General features: G+C 72.3%; 17 protein-coding genes and 1 tRNA gene. 14 read left to right on the top strand and 4 right to left on the bottom strand.

The window, feature by feature from the left end; translation table 11 throughout:
* Positions 1 to 872, bottom strand: an 872-nt coding sequence (locus QM572_RS15900) for a PucR family transcriptional regulator (RefSeq protein WP_415094841.1), incomplete at its 3' end; no start/stop codon positions are given.
* Between the two features lie 47 nt (positions 873 to 919).
* On the opposite strand from QM572_RS15900, the gene QM572_RS15895 reads away from it, so the two are divergent.
* Positions 920 to 1,882, top strand: coding sequence for an alpha/beta fold hydrolase (locus QM572_RS15895; protein ID WP_415094839.1), 963 nt, complete (start codon positions 920 to 922; stop codon positions 1,880 to 1,882).
* Positions 1,883 to 1,914: 32 nt separating this feature from the next.
* On the opposite strand, the gene aceE is transcribed toward QM572_RS15895, so the two are convergent.
* Entirely contained in the window at positions 1,915 to 4,692 is a 2,778-nt protein-coding gene (gene aceE / locus QM572_RS15890) for a pyruvate dehydrogenase (acetyl-transferring), homodimeric type (protein WP_415094837.1), read from the bottom strand.
* Between the two features lie 207 nt (positions 4,693 to 4,899).
* Here aceE and QM572_RS15885 point away from each other — a divergent pair, with 207 nt between their 5' ends.
* The 11 genes from QM572_RS15885 to QM572_RS15835 all read left to right on the top strand — a co-directional run bounded on the left by QM572_RS15885 (position 4,900) and on the right by QM572_RS15835 (position 15,663).
* Positions 4,900 to 5,316 carry a DUF3052 domain-containing protein gene (locus QM572_RS15885; RefSeq protein WP_415094835.1) on the top strand — a complete coding sequence of 139 codons (417 nt, stop codon included), beginning with the start codon at positions 4,900 to 4,902 and terminating at the stop codon, positions 5,314 to 5,316.
* Between the two features lie 8 nt (positions 5,317 to 5,324).
* On the top strand, positions 5,325 to 6,905 hold the full coding sequence (locus QM572_RS15880; protein WP_415094834.1) for an AMP-binding protein: 1,581 nt from the start codon (positions 5,325 to 5,327) through the stop codon (positions 6,903 to 6,905).
* Positions 6,902 to 7,399: a peroxiredoxin gene (locus QM572_RS15875; RefSeq protein ID WP_415094832.1), complete on the top strand. Its 498-nt coding sequence runs from the start codon at positions 6,902 to 6,904 to the stop codon at positions 7,397 to 7,399. The genes QM572_RS15880 and QM572_RS15875 overlap by 4 nt, the downstream gene beginning before the upstream one ends.
* Positions 7,400 to 7,594: 195 nt before the next feature.
* Positions 7,595 to 7,668 (top strand) — tRNA-Val (locus QM572_RS15870).
* Position 7,669: 1 nt separating this feature from the next.
* Complete coding sequence (locus QM572_RS15865) at positions 7,670 to 8,713, top strand: adenosine deaminase (protein WP_415094830.1); 1,044 nt, start codon at positions 7,670 to 7,672, stop codon at positions 8,711 to 8,713.
* Positions 8,714 to 8,978: 265 nt separating this feature from the next.
* On the top strand, positions 8,979 to 9,410 hold the full coding sequence (locus QM572_RS15860; RefSeq protein ID WP_415094828.1) for a Fur family transcriptional regulator: 432 nt from the start codon (positions 8,979 to 8,981) through the stop codon (positions 9,408 to 9,410).
* 17 nt (positions 9,411 to 9,427) lie between these two features.
* The gene (gene katG, locus QM572_RS15855) at positions 9,428 to 11,647 is read left to right on the top strand and encodes a catalase/peroxidase HPI (RefSeq protein ID WP_415094826.1); all 2,220 of its coding nucleotides are present in this window, start codon (positions 9,428 to 9,430) and stop codon (positions 11,645 to 11,647) included.
* Positions 11,648 to 11,775: 128 nt separating this feature from the next.
* Complete coding sequence (locus tag QM572_RS15850) at positions 11,776 to 13,317, top strand: AMP-binding protein (protein ID WP_415094824.1); 1,542 nt, start codon at positions 11,776 to 11,778, stop codon at positions 13,315 to 13,317.
* A gap of 27 nt (positions 13,318 to 13,344) precedes the next feature.
* Positions 13,345 to 14,139, top strand: a complete 795-nt coding sequence (locus QM572_RS15845) for a Nif3-like dinuclear metal center hexameric protein (RefSeq protein WP_415094822.1) — start codon at positions 13,345 to 13,347, stop codon at positions 14,137 to 14,139.
* A 15-nt stretch (positions 14,140 to 14,154) separates the two neighbouring features.
* Complete coding sequence (locus QM572_RS15840) at positions 14,155 to 14,898, top strand: zinc ribbon domain-containing protein (protein ID WP_415094820.1); 744 nt, start codon at positions 14,155 to 14,157, stop codon at positions 14,896 to 14,898.
* Between the two features lie 9 nt (positions 14,899 to 14,907).
* A complete protein-coding gene (locus QM572_RS15835) occupies positions 14,908 to 15,663 on the top strand; it encodes a histidine phosphatase family protein (protein WP_415094818.1) in 756 nt (251 codons plus the stop codon).
* Between the two features lie 261 nt (positions 15,664 to 15,924).
* Here QM572_RS15835 and yaaA read toward each other — a convergent pair whose 3' ends face one another.
* Positions 15,925 to 16,701, bottom strand: coding sequence for a peroxide stress protein YaaA (yaaA, locus tag QM572_RS15830; RefSeq protein WP_415094843.1), 777 nt, complete (start codon positions 16,699 to 16,701; stop codon positions 15,925 to 15,927).
* Between the two features lie 26 nt (positions 16,702 to 16,727).
* Here yaaA and QM572_RS15825 point away from each other — a divergent pair, with 26 nt between their 5' ends.
* Positions 16,728 to 18,212, top strand: coding sequence for an RNB domain-containing ribonuclease (locus tag QM572_RS15825; protein ID WP_415094816.1), 1,485 nt, complete (start codon positions 16,728 to 16,730; stop codon positions 18,210 to 18,212).
* 66 nt (positions 18,213 to 18,278) lie between these two features.
* On the opposite strand, the gene QM572_RS15820 is transcribed toward QM572_RS15825, so the two are convergent.
* A complete protein-coding gene (locus QM572_RS15820; RefSeq protein ID WP_415094814.1) occupies positions 18,279 to 18,902 on the bottom strand; it encodes a hypothetical protein in 624 nt (207 codons plus the stop codon).
* Positions 18,903 to 18,920: 18 nt separating this feature from the next.
* Here QM572_RS15820 and QM572_RS15815 point away from each other — a divergent pair.
* Positions 18,921 to 19,232, top strand: a 312-nt coding sequence (locus tag QM572_RS15815) for a sigma-70 family RNA polymerase sigma factor (RefSeq protein WP_415094812.1), incomplete at its 3' end; no start/stop codon positions are given.

Here is a 19,232-nt window from a genome sequence, read left to right as displayed (position 1 = left end):
GCCCCCGGCCACCCGGCGGCCGCCCGGTGCCCCGCGAGCGCGGCGGCCGCCGATTCCGACGCCTCCGCGAAGGAGGTCACCAGCGGGCCGGCGACGACGGCGCCGTCGGCGAACAGCCCGTCGAGCAGCGAGGCCGCCTCGAGTGGCTTGTCGGCTCCGCCGAGGAGCACGACGAGGAGGTCGCCGTGCAGCGCGCAGAGGGCGTCGAGCCCGGCGGTCCGCACGAGGTGACGCGCCTCGTCGAAGAGGTCGGTGCCGCCCTCCGGGGCCGTGCCGACCACCACGACCAGCGAGCCCGCGCCGGCCCAGCCGAGCGCCCCGGCCCGCGACACGACGGCCTCGTCGGTCTCGCCGCGCAGCACCGCGTCCACGACCAGCGCCTCCAGGCGGGCGTCCCAGGCACCGCGCTGCTCGGCCGCGCGGGCGTAGACCTCGGCGGTCGCGAACGCGATCTCGCGGGCGTAGCGGACGATCGCCTCGTGCACCACCGGCGCCGCCTCGGCGGCCTCGCCGGCGAGGAGCTCGTCGACGTTGGCCTCGATCACGTCGATCGACAGCCGCACCAGGTCGACGGTCTGCCGCAGCGTGATCACGCCCGTCAGAGCCCGGGGGGCGGCGCCGAACATGGAGGCGGCGACGCTCGTCGCGTCGACGCGGTCGGCCTGGCCGCCGGCGTACCACCGGGTGAAGTCCTGGATGCCGGCCTGCACCACGAGCCCGACCCACGAGCGGTCCTGGGCCGACAGCTCCCGGAACCACGGCATGTCCGACTCCATCCGCGCGGTCGCGGCGGTCGCGATCCGGCCGGTCGATCGCCTCAGGACGGCGGATCCGGGGGGCGTACGACGGGCCCGTGATGTCCCTGATGTCATTGACGTTCCTCTGACGTGACGGCTGACGCGTGGTTGAATTTCGGACTATGGCGCAGACCGAGTTCGTCACCGTTCACGGCCATCGGCGCGCCTACGCGCTCGGTGGCCGTCCGATCGGCGAGGCGCCCGTGCTGCTGCTGCTCCACGGCCTCGCCTGCGACCGCCACACGTGGGACCCGGTGTGGGACCGCCTGGCGGAGAGCTACACGCTGCTCGCGCCGGACCTGCTCGGGCACGGCGAGTCCGACAAGCCGCGTGGCGACTACAGCGTCGGGGGCTACGCCAACGGCATGCGCGACCTGCTCACCGTGCTGGGCATCGACAAGGTCACCGTCGTGGGGCACAGCTTCGGTGGCGGGGTCGCGATGCAGTTCGCCTACCAGTTCCCCGAGCGCACCGAGCGGCTCTTCCTCGTCGACGCGGGCGGGCTCGGCCGCGAGGTCACGCCGCTCATCCGCGCGCTCGCGCTGCCGGGGTACGACGCGGTGCTGCGCGTGCTCACCCTGCCGGGCGTCCTCGAGCTCAACCTCGGCGCGCTGCGGCTGCTGCACCGGCTGGTGCCGGTCGCCGAGACCCGCGACCTGCCCGAGATCGCCGCCATCCTCGAGTCGTTCCGGGACGCAGGCACGCGCCGCGCCGTGCACCAGCTGGTCACCAACGCCATCGACATCCGTGGCCAGATCGTGTCGATCCGCGACCGTGCCTACCTCACCGAGGAGATGCCGCTGTGCGTCGTCTGGGGTGAGGACGACATGGTGATCCCCGCCAAGCACGCGGCGATCGCCGGTGAGCTCGCCCCCAACGCGCGCATCGTGGTGATCCCCAACGCCGGTCACTTCCCGCATCGCGACCACCCCGAGCAGTTCGTCGCGCTCGTCGACGACTTCATGGCGACCACGAAGCCGGCCGTGTACTCGCGGGCCAAGTGGCGCCGCCTGCTGAAGACCGGCAGGCCGCTGCCGCTCCGCACCGTCGACGAGGTCATCGAGCCCACCGTCGAGCTGGCCTGACCGGCGACGGGGACGCCCCAAGGAGACATGCCCTACGCGTCCCCGCCCTCCTGCTTGACGCCCTCCATGACGGTCGGGTCGTCGATGCGGTAGGTCGCGAAGGCCTTCTCGACGACCTCGCGCTCGATCCTCCCGGCGTCGGCCAGCGCCTGCAGCGCCTGGACGACGACCGACTGCGCGTCGATCTCGAAGTAGCGGCGGGCGGCGGGTCGGGTGTCGGCGAAGCCGAACCCGTCGGCCCCGAGCACGCGGTAGTCGGCCGGCACCCAGCGGGCGATCTGGAGCGGCACCGCGCGCATGTAGTCCGAGACCGCGACGACGGGCGCGTCGGAGCCGGACAGCCGGTCCGCGACGTACGCCGTGCGCGCCTCCTCGCCCGGGTGGTTGAGGTTCCAGTGCTCGGCGGCGACGCCGTCGCGGGCGAGCTCGTTCCACGACGTGACCGACCACGTGTCCGCCACGACGCCCCAGTCGTCGGCCAGCAGTCGCGCGGCCTCGGCGACCCAGGGGAAGCCGACGCCGGAGGCGAGCAGCCGCACCCGCGGTCCGTCACCCTCACCGGTCGACACCTGGTGGATGCCCTTGAGGATCCCCTCGACGTCCACGTCCGCGGGCTCCGCGGGCTGCGCGACGGGCTCGTTGTAGACGGTCAGGTAGAAGATGACGTCCTCGCCCTTGCCGTGCGGGCCGCCCTCGCCGTACATCCGCTCGAGCCCGGACCGCATGATGTGCCCGATCTCGTAGGCGAACGCGGGGTCGTAGTGCACGACCGCCGGGTTGGTGGCGGCGAGCAGCGGGCTGTGGCCGTCGGCGTGCTGCAGGCCCTCGCCGGTCAGGGTGGTGCGGCCGGCGGTGGCGCCGACGAGGAAGCCGCGCGAGAGCTGGTCGGCCATCGCCCAGATCGAGTCGCCGGTGCGCTGGAACCCGAACATCGAGTAGAAGATGTAGAACGGGATCATCGGCTCGCCGTGGGTCGAGTACGCCGACCCGGCGGCGATCGCCGAGGCCATCGCGCCCGCCTCCGAGATGCCCTCGTGGAGCATCTGCCCCGCCGTCGACATCTTGTAGGAGAGCAGCATGTTGCGGTCCACGCCCTCGAACTGCTGCCCGTGCGGGTCGTAGACCTTGGCCGAGGGGAACATCGCGTCCATGCCGAAGGTGCGGTACTCGTCGGGCGCGATCGGCACGATCCGCTTGCCGATGCCCGGGTCGCGCATCCAGTCCTTGAGCAGGCGCACGGTCGCCATGGTCGTGGCGACCTTGTTGCCGCCGGAGCCCTTCTTCAGCTCGGCGTAGGTCTTGTCGCCGGGCAGGGCCAGCGGGGCGGAGCGGTCGACCCGGCGGGGAAGCGGTCCGCCGAGCTTGCGCCGGGCATCGGTCATGTACGCGATCTCGGGGGCGTCGGCGCCCGGGTGGAAGAGCGGGAACTTGCCGGTGGCGGCGTACTTCTCCTCGATCTCCTTGTCGCTGAGGGGAATGCCGAGGCGGTCGCGGAACTTCTTCGCGTCGTCGACGGTCAGCTTCTTCATCTGGTGGGTGGCGTTCTTGCCCATCAGGGAGTCGATCGTCCAGCCCTTGATGGTGTGGGCGAGGATCACCGTCGGCTGCCCGGCGTGCTTGGTCGCCGAGTGGAACGCGGCGTAGACCTTGCGGTAGTCGTGGCCGCCGCGCGGCAGCCGCTCGATGTCGCGGTCGGAGAGGTGCGCGACCATCTGCCGCAGCCGCTCGTCGGGGCCGAAGAAGTGCTCGCGGTTGTAGGCGCCGTTCTCGACGGAGAAGGTCTGGAAGGCGCCGTCGGGCGTGGTGTTCATCTTGTTGACGAGCACGCCGTCGACGTCGCGGGCGAGCAGGTCGTCCCACTCGCGGCCCCAGACGACCTTGATGACGTTCCAGCCCGCGCCGCGGAAGTTGGCCTCGAGCTCCTGGATGATCTTGCCGTTGCCGGTCACCGGGCCGTCGAGCTGCTGCAGGTTGCAGTTGACCACCCAGACGAGGTTGTCGAGCTCCTCGCGGGCGGCGATGCGCAGCGCGCCCATCGACTCCGGCTCGGCCATCTCGCCGTCGCCGAGGAAGGCCCACACCCGCTGCTCGGAGGTGTCCTTGATGCCGCGGTTCTGGAGGTAGCGGTTGAACCGCGCCTGGTAGATCGAGTTGATGCCCGTCAGGCCCATCGAGACGGTCGGGAACTCCCAGAAGTCCGGCATCAGCCGCGGATGCGGGTACGACGACAGCCCCTGGCCGACGCCGTGCTGCACCTCCTGGCGGAAGCGGTAGAGCATCTTCTCCTCGAAGCGGCCCTCGAGGAACGCTCGGGCGTAGATGCCCGGCGACGCATGGCCCTGGATGTAGACCTGGTCGCCACCGCCGGGGTGGTCCTTGCCGCGGAAGAAGTGGTTGAAGCCGACCTCGTAGAGGCTGGCGCTGGACTGGTAGGTGGCGATGTGGCCGCCGACCTCCAGGCCCTTGCTGTTGGCGCTCGAGACGAGCATCGCGGCGTTCCAGCGGATCCAGGAGCGGATCGTGCGCTCGCACGTCTCGTCGCCGGGGAAGGCAGGCTCGCGCTCGGGCGGGATGGTGTTGATGAAGTCGGTGCTGCGCAGCGCCGGCACGCCGATCGCGCGCTCACGGGCGCGCTCCAGCAGCCGGAGCATGACGTAGCGGGCACGGTCGCGGCCCTTCGCCTCGACCATCGCGTCGAAGGACTCGATCCAGTCCTGGGTCTCGGAGGGATCGATGTCGGGAAGCTGGGTGGGCAGGCCCTCGTGGATGACGGGGGGCAGCGGCTGACCCGGGGTGGGGGTTTCACTCACGTGTGCATAGTGTCACTCTTCGAAAGGCCGCCAAACTTACCCACGAGTTCTACTCGTCGGTAACGAACCGGACTCCGCCGACGTGGTCCTGACCCGACCCCGAGCCGGTCCCGGCCTTGCGCCGGAGGTCGGATCTCCGGTGGACTGTGACCAGCCTCGAGCAGCAGGCGAGGACCGACGAGGACCGACGAGGACCAAGAGGAGTGGATGCACGTGAGCTCGACCGCGGCCGCCGGCCCGGCTGACCGTTTGGGCTTCAAGCCCGGCATGGTGGTGCAGGAGCTGGGCTGGGACAGCGACAGCGACGACGAGCTGCGTGCCGCGATCGAGGACGCCATCGACGCCGATCTCGTGGACGGCGACTACGGCAACGACGTCGACTCGGTCCTCCTCTGGTGGCGCGAGGACGACGGCGACCTCGTCGACGGGCTCGTCGACGCCCTCACCGATCTCGTCGGCGGTGGCGCGATCTGGCTCCTGACCCCCAAGGTCGGCCGTCCGGGTGCCATCGACCCGGCCGACGTCGCCGAGGCCGCGCCGCTCGCGGGCCTCGCCCAGACCACCACCGCCACCGTCAGCCGCGACTGGGCCGCCACGCGGCTCGTGACCCCGAAGGCCCCCTGAACATCACCATGAAGGACCTGCTCACCCCGGTCCGTGTCCTCGCGGGCTCGGGCATCGTTCGTCCCTACTCGCCGATCGCGCTCGCCAAGCTGGCCAAGGTGCTCCACGACTGGGGCACCGGTCCCGCCGGCGGCTTCGCGTCGCTGGCCGTGCGCCACCCCACCAAGATCGGCGTCATCGACGAGCTCGGCACCCTCACCTGGTCCGAGCTGCACCTGCGCTCCAACGCTCTCGCCCGGGCGCTGGCCGAGCGCGGCGTGGGGGAGGGCGACGGCGTCGCGATCATGTGCCGCAACCACCGCGGCTTCCTCGACGCCGTCATCGCCGCCGCGAAGCTCGGCGCCGACGCGCTGCTGCTCAACACGGCCTTCGCCGGCCCCCAGCTCGCCGAGGTGCTCGAGCGCGAGCGCCCCAAGGTCGTCATCCACGACCAGGAGTTCGAGGGGCTGCTCGCGGACGTCGAGAGCCCGCGGATCATCGCGTGGACAGAGGGCGAGGTGGAGGGCGACACGGTCGAGTGCCTCATCTCGAGCACGGCCAGTGCCGGCGTACGCGCGCCGGAGAGGCACGGCCGGATCATCATCCTCACCTCGGGCACGACCGGCACCCCGAAGGGCGCGCCGCGCAACGAGGCCGGCATCGACTCGGCCGTCTCGCTGATGTCACGGCTCCCGATCCACGCCGGCTGGCGGACGCACATCGCCGCGCCGATGTTCCACACGTGGGGACTCGCGCACATGCTGCTCGCGATGATGCTCGGCACCACGCTCGTGCTGCGCCGCCGCTTCGACCCCGAGGACGCCCTGCGGGTGCTCGCCTCGGAGCGCTGCCAGAGCTTCGTCGTGATCCCGGTGATGCTCCAGCGGATCATGGCGCTGCCCGAGGAGACGCGGCGGAAGTACCACCCGCGCTGGCTCCAGGTCGTCGCCTCCTCCGGCTCCGCCCTGCCCGGCGACCTCGCGCTGGCCTGGATGGACGACTTCGGCGACAACCTCTACAACGTCTACGGCTCGACCGAGGTCGCCTACGCCTCGATCGCGACGCCCGAGGACCTCCGCACAGCCCCGTCCTCGGCCGGGAAGCCGCCGTGGGCCACCGTCGTCCGGATCCTCGACCCGCTGGGCGCCGAGGTCGCGCCCGGCGAGTCCGGCCGGATCTTCGTGCGCAACAGCTTCCTCTTCGAGGGCTACACCGGCGGTGGCCACAAGGAGATCGTCGACGGGCTGATGTCCACCGGCGACATCGGCCGGTTCGGCGACGACGGCCGGCTCTACGTCGAGGGCCGTGACGACGAGATGATCGTCTCCGGTGGCGAGAACGTCTTCCCCAAGGAGGTCGAGGACTGTCTCGCCCGGCACCCGTCGGTCAGCGACGCGGCCGCCATCGGCGTCGACGACGAGCACTTCGGCCAGCGGCTGCGCGCCTTCGTGGTGGTCACCGAGACCGTCGAGGCGAAGGAGCTGCAGGAGTGGGTGCGCTCCCAACTCGCCCGCTATAAGGTGCCGCGCGAGATCGTGGTCCTCGAGGAGCTCCCGCGCAACGCGACCGGCAAGGTGCTCAAGCGGGAGCTGCGAGAGTGGAAGCCGTGAGCGCCGGGCTCGCGACCGGCGACGTGCGCGGCCTGGCCGTGGGGGAGCCCGCCCCCGACTTCACCCTGCGCGACCAGTTCGGCGCCGACGTCACGCTCTCCTCGTACGCCGGCACGAAGGCGGTCGCCCTGCTCTTCTATCCCGCCGCCTTCTCCGGGGTGTGCACCGGCGAGATGTCCGCGGTGCGGGCGCGCCTCGACGAGTTCATGACCTTCGACACCGAGGTGCTGGCGCTCTCCTGCGACCCGGTCTACGCGCTGCGCGCCTTCGCCGAGGCCGACGGGCTGAACTTCCCGCTGCTCTCGGACTTCTGGCCCCACGGCGAGGTCGCCCGGGCCTACCGCGTGTTCGACGAGCGCAAGGGGATGGCCCGCCGCTCGTCGTACGTGATCGACCGGAGCGGCCACGTGAGCTGGTCGGTGCACAACGCGAACGCCGACGGTCGCGACCTCGACGAGCACCTCCGTCAGCTCCTCTCGGCGGCACAGGTCTAGACCGATCGCCTCATTTCGCTGGCAATTTCGGTCATCTTCGCCGTTTTGGGCGAAATCGGCGCGAGGGCCGCGCCGGGTGCTCTACCGTTCTACTCGTTCCCCTGGTGACCCGAGACGCCAGGGGAACGTTCTATTTCGCCCCGGCGCCTCGTTTGGTCGCAGCGCTCCTCGCTCCCGTACTGTTGGCCCGCTCCCGGGTGTGTAGCTCAGTTGGTTAGAGCGCTGCCCTTACAAGGCAGATGTCGGGGGTTCGAGTCCCTCCACACCCACGTGATCACGCCCGAGCTGGCCGCGTTCATCGCCGGCCTGCCCAAGGTGGAGCTGCACGTCCACCACGTCGGCTCCGCCAGCCCCGAGACCGTCGCCCGTCTCGCCGCACGGCACGAGGGCTCCTCCCCGGTGCCCGCCGATCCGGCACTGCTGGCGGACTACTTCACCTTCACCGACTTCGCCCACTTCGTCGAGGTCTACCTGTCGGTCGTCGACCTGATCCGCGACGCCGAGGACGTCGCCGAGCTGACGTACGGCGTCGGGGCCGAGCTGGCCGCCCAGCAGGTGCGCTACGCGGAGCTGACGCTGACGCCGTACAACTCGGTGATCCGGGGCATCGCGGCGGAGGCGTTCTGCGAGGCGGTCGAGGACGCGCGCGAGCGGGTGCGACGGGACGTCGGCACCGAGCTGCGCTGGTGCTTCGACATCCCCGGCGAGTCCGGCCTCCCGGCGGCGCAGGGCACCCTCGACGTCGCGCTGGAGCAGCGACCGTCGGGCCTGATCTCCTTCGGCCTGGGCGGGCCGGAGGTCGGCGTGCCCAGGCCGCAGTTCGCGCCCTACTTCGACGCCGCACGGGCGGCCGGGCTGCGCAGCGTCCCGCACGCGGGGGAGACGACCGGGCCGCAGACGGTCTGGGACGCGCTGACCACGCTCGGCGCCGAGCGGATCGGGCACGGCATCGCCGCCGCCCAGGACCCGGCGCTGATGGCGCACCTGCGGGACAACGACATCGCGCTGGAGGTCTGCCTGACGTCGAACGTGTGCACCGCCGCGGTCGCGACGCTCGACGAGCACCCGCTCGCGCGGCTCGTGGAGGCGGGCGTGCCGGTGACGATCAACTCCGACGACCCGCCGATGTTCTCGACGACGCTCACGCACGAGTACGAGGTCGCCGCCGACCTCCTCGGGCTGGACCGTGCGGGAGTGAGCGAGCTGGCCCGTCAGGGCGTGCGCTACTCGTTCCTCGAGGCTCCGCAGGCGGCCGCCGTCATCGCCGAGATCGACGCCTACGAGGCCTCGTGGCCGGAGTACGCGCCGGTCTAGCCCCAGCGAGGCCGGGTTCGCGCACGAACCCCCTCCACCCCGCGTCACCCCGCGACGGCGCGCAGCCTCTCCAGCAGGGGGCCGGCGGCCTCGGCGAGGAACCGCTCCTGGGCTCCCGTCGCCCACCTGGACGAGCGCGATGTCGCTCTCGGCCAGGAGCTGCAGGGTGGCGGACTTCTGCGCCACGACGGCCGGGTGGTAACGGACTCGCGTTCGCCGAGACATCCGCGCGTCTTTCTTGACTCGATCAAGAAAGCGTTGTTGAGTGGTCGTCGTGGAGATCGACGGCGAGGAGCTCCTGCGCGGGGCGGAGCTGCGGGTGACCCGCCCGCGCGTCGCGGTGCTCGCCGCCGTACACGCCCATCCGCACGCGGACACCGACGCCCTCATCGGCGCGGTCCGCGAAGAGCTCCCCGACGTCTCCCATCAGGCCGTGTACGACGTCCTGCGGGCGTTGACGCAGGCCGGGCTGATCCGCAAGATCCAGCCGCTCGGCCACGTCGCGCGCTACGAGTCGCGAGTGGGCGACAACCACCACCACGTGGTCTGCCGCTCGTGCGGCGCCATCGGCGACGTCGACTGCGCCGTGGGCCACGCCCCCTGTCTGACCGCGTCGAACGACCACGGCTTCGTGGTCGACGAGGCCGAGGTCATCTATTGGGGCATCTGCCCCGACTGCTCACCAGCCCGTAGTTGAAACCAAGGAAGGTCCCCGTGTCCGAGAACACTGCCCCTGACCGCGACGACTCCCCCCTCGTCGCCGAGAGCCCCGAGGACGAAGGCACCCCGCAGGCCCCCGCGAAGTGCCCGGTCGCCCACGACGCACTGGTCAACCCCACCCAGGGCTCGCCGAACCACGAGTGGTGGCCGCGCAAGCTCAACCTCAAGATCCTCGCGAAGAACCCCGACGTCGCGAACCCCAACGGCGGCGACTTCGACTACCGGGCCGCGTTCCTCGCGCTCGACCTCGACGCGCTCAAGGCCGACATCAAGGCGACGCTGACCGACTCGAAGGACTGGTGGCCGGCCGACTTCGGTCACTACGGCCCGCTCTACATCCGGATGGCCTGGCACGCGGCGGGCACCTATCGGGCGCTCGACGGCCGCGGCGGCTCCGGCACCGGCCAGCAGCGCTTCGCCCCGCTCAACTCGTGGCCGGACAACGTCAACCTGGACAAGTCCCGCCGCCTGCTCTGGCCGGTGAAGAAGAAGTACGGCCAGTCGATCTCCTGGGCCGACCTCTTCATCCTGGCCGGCAACGTCGCGCTCGAGGACATGGGGCTCAAGACCTTCGGCTTCGCCGGTGGCCGTCCCGACGTGTGGGAGCCCGACGACGACGTCTACTGGGGCCCGGAGACCGAGTGGCTCGCCGACCAGCGCTACACCGGCGAGCGGAACCTCGAGGAGCCTCTCGCCGCGGTGCAGATGGGCCTGATCTACGTCAACCCGGAGGGCCCCAACGCCAACCCGGACCCGCTCGCCTCCGCGGTGGACATCAAGGAGACGTTCACCCGGATGGGCATGACCAACGAGGAGACCGTCGCGCTCATCGCCGGCGGCCACACGTTCGGCAAGACCCACGGCGCCGGCGACGCCGAGCTGGTCGGCGACGACCCCGAGGCCGCGGACATCGAGCAGCAGGGTCTGGGCTGGACGTCGGAGTACGCCTCCGGCAAGGGCATCGACGCCATCACCTCCGGCCTCGAGGTCACCTGGACCTACCACCCGACCCGCTGGGACAACGAGTTCTTCCACATCCTCTACGGCTACGAGTGGGAGCTCTTCAAGAGCCCTGCCGGCGCCCACCAGTGGCGCCCCAAGGACAACGGCGGCGCGGGCCTGGTGCCGGAGTCGTTCGGCGAGGGCACCCGCGAGCCGCGGATGCTCACCTCCGACCTCGCGCTGCGGGTCGACCCGGAGTTCGACGCCATCTCGCGCCGGTTCAAGGACGACCAGGCGGCCTTCGCGGACGCGTTCGCCCGGGCGTGGTTCAAGCTGACTCACCGCGACTTCGGCCCCAAGGCGCGCTACCTCGGCCCGGAGGTCCCGGCCGAGGACCTGATCTGGCAGGACCCCGTCCCAGCGGGCACCGAGATCGAGGCGGCGAAGGTCGCCGAGGTCAAGGCCGCCATCCTGGCGACCGGCCTCACCGTGCAGCAGCTCGTGCGTACGACGTGGGCCGCAGCGGGCACCTACCGCACCTCCGACCACCGTGGCGGCATCAACGGCGCCCGGATCGCGCTGGAGCCTCAGAAGAGCTGGGAGATCAACGAGCCGGCCGCGCTGGCCGGCGTGCTCGGCACGCTCGGCGAGGTCGCCACGCGGTTCGGCATCTCGCTGGCCGACACGATCGCGCTGGCCGGCGCCGCCGCGGTCGAGAAGGCGGCGGCCGACGCCGGCACACCGGTCTCGGTCGTCGTCTCCACCGGTCGCGGCGACGCCACGCAGGAGCAGACCGACGTCGACTCCTTCGACTACCTGCGTCCGAAGGTGGACGGGTTCATCAACTTCCTCGGCAAGGGCTCGGCCCTCCCGCTGGAGTACGCCCTGCTCGACCGGGCCAACCTGCTGGGTCTCTCGGCGCCCGAGCTCACCGTGCTCGTCGGTGGCCTGCGCGCCCTCGGGGTGACCTACGACGGCACCGCGGACGGCGTGCTCACCGAGCCGGCGCTCACCAACGAGTGGTTCGTGAAGCTCCTCGACCTCGGCACCACGTGGACCGCCACCGACGAGTCGCAGCAGGTCTTCGCGGGCACGTTCGCCGACGGCTCCACCGCCACGGCGACGCGCAACGACCTGGTCTTCGCCTCCAACTCCGAGCTCCGCGCCCTCGCCGAGGTCTACGCCTCCGACGACGCCGGGCAGAAGTTCGCCGGCGACTTCGCCGCCGCGTTCGCGAAGCTGATCGACGCGGACCGGTACGACCTGCGCTGACCTGCTCGCCGCTCGTCGCAGGAGAGCCCCCGTCTGGCGACAGGCGGGGGCTCTTCCCGTGTCCGGGACCGGCCCGAGTCCCTAGTGTGACCTGCGTCGCATTTCCCAGCAGTCCGGAGGTCTCGCCCATGCAGGTGCCGCTCACGCTCTCGACGTTCCTCGACCGTGCCGTGACGGCGTACGGCGACCGCGTCGGGATCGTCGACGAGCCGGACCAGCCGGCGGCGCCGCTCGGCGGCCCCGGCGGGCTGACCTGGCGCGAGGTGGGCGAGCTCGCCGGCCGGATGGCCGCCCGGCTCGACGAGCTCGGCATCGGCCCCGGCGAGAGGGTGGCGATCGTCAGCCACAACTCCGCCCGGCTCTTCGTGGCGTACTTCGGCGTGGCGGGCAGCGGCCGGGTCCTGGTGCCCGTGAACTTCCGGCTCCGGCCCGACGAGGTGCGCTACATCGTCGAGGACTCCGGCGCTCGGATGCTGCTCGTCGACCCCGAGCTGGACGAGGGGCTCGCCGGCGTACGCGCCGAGCACCGCCATCTGCTCGGCGACGACGACGCGATCCTCGCCGCTCCCGGGACGGTGGCCGCGACGTGGGCGGCGGACGAGAACGCGACCGCGACGATCAACTACACCTCCGGCACCACGGCGCGGCCGAAGGGCGTCGAGCTGACCCACCGCAACCTGTGGGTCAACGCCACCACCTTCGGCCTGCACGCCGGGGTCGGCGACCGCGACGTCTACCTCCACACGCTGCCCACCTTCCACGTCAACGGCTGGGGGATGCCGTTCATCGGCGCCGGGCTGGGCGTGCGGCAGATCGTGCTGCGCAAGGTCGACGGCGCGGAGATCCTCCGGCGGGTCGAGGAGCACGGTGTCACCCTCCTCTGCGGGGCGCCGGCGGTCGTCGCGGCCGTGCTCGACGCGGCCAAGGACTGGGACGGCCCGACCCCCGGCCGCGACCGGGTGCGGATGATCGTGGCGGGCGCACCGCCACCGACCCGGACCGTCGCCCGCCTGGAGGAGGAGCTCGGCTGGGAGTTCATCCAGATCTACGGGCTCACCGAGACCTCGCCCGTCCTGACCGTCAACCGGACCCGCGCGGAGTGGGACGACCTGCCCGCCCTGGAGCGGGCGGCCAGGCTGACGCGGCAGGGAGTCCCGGCGCTCGGGACCAGCATCGCGATCGGTCCCGACGGCGAGATCCTCGCCCGGGGCAACCAGGTGCTCAGGAGCTACTGGAACAAGCCGGAGGAGACCGAGAAGGCCCTGGCCGGCGGCTGGTTCCACACCGGGGACGGCGGCCTCCTCGGCGAGGACGGCTACCTCACGATCAGCGACCGCAAGAAGGACGTGATCATCACCGGCGGGGAGAACGTCTCCTCGATCGAGGTCGAGGACGCGCTCTTCTCCCACCCGGCCGTGCAGGAGGCCGCGGTCATCGGCATCCCCGACGAGAAGTGGGGCGAGACCATCCTCGCCCTCGTCGTCCTCGCCCCGGGCGCCGCCGCGACCGAGGCCGAGCTGATCGGGTTCTGCAAGGAGCGCCTGGCCGGCTACAAGGCGCCGACGGTGGTGGAGTTCCGCGACTCGCTCGCGCGCACCGCCACCGGCAAGCTGCAGAAGTTCAAGCTGCGCGAGCCCTACTGGCAGGGGCGCGACCGGCAGGTCAACTGACGCGACGCATGCCCTAGCCTGGCCGTCGTGCCCACTCTCGCCGAGGTCGTCGCCGTCCTCCACGACTGGTTCCCGCCGTCGACGGCGGAGGAGTGGGACGCGGTCGGCCTCGTCTCCGGCGCGCCCGCCGACGAGGTCGCGAAGGTCATGTTCGCGGTGGACCCGACCCTCGAAGTGGCCGAGGAGGCGGCCGAGTGGGGTGCGGACCTCCTCGTCGTCCACCACCCGCTCTTCCTCAAGGGCGTGACCAGCGTCGCGGCGACGACGCCCAAGGGCCGCACGCTGACCACCCTGTCCCGCGCCGGATGCGCGCTCCTCACCGCCCACACCAACGCCGACCGGGCCCTCGGCGGCGTGTCGGCCGCGATGGGCCACGCCTTCGGCCTGCGCGACCAGGAGCCCCTCTCCTCGGTCGGCGAGGACGGCACGACGGGCATCGGACGCGTCGGCACGGTCGGCCCGACGACACTCGGCGAGTTCGCCGCGGTCGTCTCCGCGGCGCTGCCGCCGACGGCCCACGGCGTACGCGTCGCGGGGAGGTCGACGCGCGTGATCGAGACCGTCGCGCTCTGCGGGGGAGCCGGCGACTTCCTCCTCGACGACCCCGTGCTCGAGAACGTCGACGTCTTCGTGACCTCCGACCTGCGGCACCACCCCGCCATCGAGTTCCTGGAGCGCAGCGGGACCGCGCTCATCGACGTCGCGCACTGGGCGGCGGAGTGGCTCTGGCTGCCCGCGACCGCAGCCCGGCTGCAGGGGACCACTAAGGTGGAGACCCGGGTCAGCACGCTCGTGACCGACCCGTGGACCTTCCGAGCATAGGAGCGCACCACCACCGTGAAGAGCGAGCCCTCCGCCCAGCTCAAGCTGCTCGACCTGCAGGAGCTCGACTCCCGCGCCCTCCAGCTCCGTCACGCCAAGGCGCACCTGCCCGAGGTCGCTGAGGCCGCCACGCTCGCCGGCGAGCGACGTGGTGTCGAGAACCAGATGCGCGACGCCCGCGTCCGCGTCGACGACCTCACCGCCACGGTCAGGAAGGCCGAGACCGACGTCGAGACCGTCCGCGCGCGCCGCAGGCGCGACCAGGAGCGGATGGATGCGGGCGCCATCACCGACCCCAAGGCGCTCGCCTCGATGTCCCACGAGCTCGAGACCCTCGACCGCCGCATCGGCGTCCTCGAGGACGAGGAGCTCGAGGTCATGGAGGAGCTCGAGTCGGCCCAGGCCGCGCTCACCGAGCTGGAGCAGCGGGTGGCGGCGTACGACGAGCGGCTGGCCGCCCTCGCCGAGGTCCGCGAGACCAAGGAGGCCGAGCTCGACGGCCGCCTCGCCGAGGTCCTGGCCGAGCGGCCGTTCGCCGCCGACGGCGTCCCGGCCGACCTGCTCGGGCTCTACGACAAGCTGCGCGAGTCCAAGGGCGGGGTCGGCGCGGCCGAGCTGCGCGCCCGCCAGTGCGGCGGCTGCGGTCTCGGGATCGACGCCGCCGAGCTGTCCCGGATCCGCGGCCTGTCCGGCGACGAGGTGGTGCGCTGCGAGGAGTGCGGGCGGATCCTCGTCCGGACGGCCGAGAGCGGGCTGTGAGCCGCCGCCGTGACTGAGCCCGACCCGTCGCTCATCGCCGAGGTCGAGTCGCCGCGGACCGAGGCGCCCGCCCGTGGCTGGTCGCGACCGGTGGGCCCACCGGTGACGGTCATCCTGCTGCGCCACGGCGTGACCGCGCACACGACGGCCAAGCGCTTCTCCGGCGGTCTCGGAGGCGACAACCCCGGGCTCTCGGACGACGGCCGGGCGCAGGTGCGCGCGAGCGCCGAGTGGATCGCGTCCATGGCCACCGGGGTCGACGCGGTGGTGTGCTCGCCGGTGCGACGCACCCGGGAGAGTGCCGAGATCGCCGCTTCGGTGCTGGGTCTGGAGGTCTCCGAGGAGCCGGGCTTCGCGGAGATGGAGTTCGGCCACTGGGACGGCCTCACCTTCGCCGAGGTGGGGGAGAGGTTCGCCGAGGAGATGGCCGGCTGGCTCGGGAAGCTCGACGTCGCGCCGACCGGTGGCGAGTCCTTCGTCGACGTGGAGGATCGGGTGATGGCCGCGCTCGACCGGCTGGTCGCGGGCCATCGTGGACGCACGGTGCTGCTGGTCAGCCACGTGACGCCGATCAAGACCCTCGTCGCCCGTGCCCTCGGCGCGCCGCTGTCGTCGGTCTTCCAGATGGAGCTGGCGCCGGCCTCGGTGTCGGTGCTGAGCTACTACGACGACGGGGACGACGGACTCACCCGAGGGTCGATGCGGCTCTACAACGCCCTGCCGCCGACCCGCTCGGGGACGAGCGCCGCGACCACGCAGTGGTGACGCTCCGGCCGCCCTGGCGATCTCGCCGAGTGGGGCCTTAGGGCGCGCCGAATGGGGCCTCCGGCACGACCAGTGGGGCCTCCGGCACGACCGAGTAGGGCCTCCGGCCGCGCCGCCGCCCAGCTCGCACGCCCTCACCCCCGACTCGGCGCGCCCCAAGGCCCCAATCGGTGTGCCCTGAGGCCCTATTCGGCTGGCGCTAAGGCCCCACTCGGCGGGTTCGGAGGCCCATTCGGGTGGGCTGACTCTCCGGTCGGGGGGTCAGAGGGCGGTGACGACCACGTCGAGCTGGGTGCCGGTCCTGCCGGGGGCGGAGAGCTCGACGGTCCAGCCGAGGTCGCGCAGGGCGTCGGCCAGGGCGGCGGGAGTGCGGGGGCCGGCGCCGGACTCGAGCAGGGCGCGGACGATGCGGCCCTTGGTCGCCTTGTTGAAGTGGCTGACGACCTTGCGGACGCCGCCCACCTCGTGCAGCACGCGGACGGTCGCCGTCCGCGGGGCGACGGCGGCCGGCCTCCAGAACGCCGCGTAGGTGCCCGAGCGCAGGTCGACCAGCAGCCCGCCGCCGAGCGCCTCGAGCACCGCGGGCTCCAGATGGGCCCGCCAGTGCGCCTGGACCCCTCCCGATCCCGGCAGCCCCGGCAGCGTGGTGTCCCCGCTGAGGCGGTACGACGGGATCCGGTCGGCCAGGCCGACCAGCCCGAACACCGACGAGGTCACCACGACCCGCGAGGTGGCCCGCCGCTTCGCCGCCGGCGAGAGGGTGTCGAAGGAGAGGGCGTCGTAGACCACGCCGGTGTAGATCCGCGACGCCCGCGCGGTCGGCGCGGTGCGCAGCCGGGCGTTGAGCGCGACCAGCTCCGGCTGGGTCTTGGGCACCTCCAGCACCGCCATCGCCGTCGCCGGATCGCCCTGCGACAGCGACACCAGCGCGTCGATCACCGCCTCCCGTGCCCCCGTCAGCGCGGGCAGGCTCAGGCCGGCGAGGTCGAGGGCGGCTCCGCGCGCCGGGACGGCCTTGCCCTCACTGGGCGGGAGCATGATCAGCACCCCGCTATGGTGCCGTCATGCCGAGCGGACAGGTCATCCGGGTCAGCCCAGCCTCCTCCTCGCCGGACGACTCGGTGGCCGCCGCGACCCTGCGCGACGGCATCGAGCGGCTCCAGGACGAGCTCGGCGTGACGCCGGACTTCCCGCCCGAGGTCGAGTCCGAGGCCGCGGCGGTCGCGGACGCCGTACCGCCGCTGCCGGAGGAGGACCAGACGGCGCTGCCCTTCGTCACCATCGATCCCGCGGGCTCGATGGACCTCGACCAGGCCCTCCATCTGGAGCGCGCCGCCGACGGATCCGGCGGGTACGTCGTGCACTACGCCATCGCCGACGTGCACGCCTTCGTGGCGCCCGAGGGGGCGATCGACGCCGAATCGCACCGCCGCGGCGAGTCGCTCTACGGCGCCGACTCCACGATCCCGCTGCACCCGACCGCGCTGTCGGAGGGCGCCGCGTCACTGCTGCCCGATCAGGTGCGGCCGGCGCTGCTGTGGACCTCGACGCTGGACGCGAGCGGCGAGATCACGGCCACGACCGTACGCCGGGCACGAGTGCGCTCGATCGCTCGACTGGACTACGAGGGCGTCCAGGCGATGTTCGACGGCGACAGCTTCGATCCGGCGTACGCGGACTCGCTGCGGCTGCTCGAGGAGATCGGGGAGCTGCGCCAGGCGCTGGAGGCCGAGCGCGGCGGCATCACCCTGCCGCTGCCCGACCAGGAGATCGACGTCGAGGGCGACCGGTGGTCGCTGACCTATCGCACGCTGCTGCCGGTCGAGGGCTGGAACGCCCAGCTCTCGCTGCTCACCGGCTTCGGCGCGGCCGCGATCATGCTCGAGCACCGGGTCGGCCTGCTGCGCACGCTGCCGCCGCCGGACCCCCGCGACGTCGCCCGGCTGCGGCGCACCGCCACGGCCCTGGGGATCGCGTGGCCCGACGACCTCACCCCGGCCGACTTCATCCGCGGCCTCGACCCGGCGGAGCCCACGCAGGCCGCGATGGTCGTGGCCTCGACCCGGCTGCTGCGCGGAGCCGCCTACGCCGCCTTCGACGGCGAGCTCCCCGCGCTGACCGAGCACGCCGGCCTCGCCTCGCCCTACGCGCACGTCACCGCGCCTCTGCGACGCCTGGTCGATCGCTACGCGGGCGAGATCTGCGTCGCCCTGTGCGCCGGCGAGGCCGTGCCGGCATGGGTGCGGGCGAGGCTCGACGAGCTCCCCGCGACGATGCGGGAGTCCGGGCACCGGGCGAGCGCCTACGAGCGTGGCATCCTCGACCTGGCCGAGGCGGGCATCCTCGGCTCCCGGGTCGGCGAGAGCTTCGAGGGCGTCGTGGTCGAGGCGGGGGAGAAGGACCCGAGCCAGGGGACCCTCACGATCCAGGATCCCGCGATCGAGGCGCCGGTGACCTCATCGCGGCCGCTGCCGGTGGGACAGCGGGTCACCGCGACGCTCGCCGCGGCCGACGTCGCGACCCGGAAGGTCGCCTTTCGCCTCTCCTGACGGACGTTCCGGCCCTTCGTGGCGCCCGGTCGGGGCCGGAAGGCCCGTGGGGAGGTGTGAAAGCGGTCAGGACGTGCGCCGCCGGCGTACGACGAGGAGCTGGACGGCCACGACGACCACCACGCCGGCGCCGATCGCGAGATAGGGCAGCCACGCGCCCCAGCGGCTTCCGGGGACGTAGGACAGGGTGCCGGTGATCGCGCCCGTCGTCGTGCCCACCCGGATCGGGATCGTCCACCTGCTGACCAGGTGGCGATGTCCCGGATCGGCGGCCACGGCCGGTGGCTCCGAGGCGCCCATCCAGTGGATCCGGTGGTCGTGCCACTGGACGTGGTCGTCGCCGGAGACGACGCTCCACTGGGGCGCCTTGTCCGCGGCGGCGTCCTGGGGCAGGGAGCCGATGGTCTGCTCCTTGTTGAGGTAGACCGCCGGGGACAGGTCGTTCTGCCGTACCCCGGTGCTCGTGACCTCCAGGTAGTCCTCCCCCTGGTAGCCCTCCACGATCACCGGCTGATCGCTCGCGTTCGTGACGGTGATGCCCTCGCCGTTGAGGGTGGCGCGCACGCGCACCCCGGCGACCGACGGGGTGACGCCGGTGACCTTCGTCTCGTAGCCGCCGAAGGTGCCCGCGTAGGCCGGGACCGGCACGCTCCACGCGAGCGCCGCCAGAAGCAGGAGGCAGGCGAGCACCCTGCTACGGTCGGCGCCGTGGAATCGCCGGACGAGCTGACGCGCCTCGCGCTCGCCGCTCGCGACGGCCGCGACCCGTGGGCGGTCGAGGACTTCGTCCGGGCCGTCCAGGGAGACGTGTGGCGGCTGTGCGCCCACCTGGGCGACGCCGACCGGGCCGACGACCTCGCCCAGGACTGCTTCGTTCGCGTGCTGCGCTCGCTGCGCTCCTTCCGTGGGGACGCCCCGGTGCGTCCCTGGCTCTTCACGATCGTGCGGCGCGTCGTCGCCGACGACATCCGCGCCCGCCAGCGCCGCCGGCGGGAGCCCGTGGCGCCCGCGGCGGCCGTC

Origin of the sequence: Nocardioides sp., from assembly GCF_047607365.1 — a bacterium.
Classification (GTDB): Bacteria; Actinomycetota; Actinomycetes; order Propionibacteriales; family Nocardioidaceae; genus Nocardioides.
This window is presented reverse-complemented; position numbering and strand designations above follow the sequence as displayed.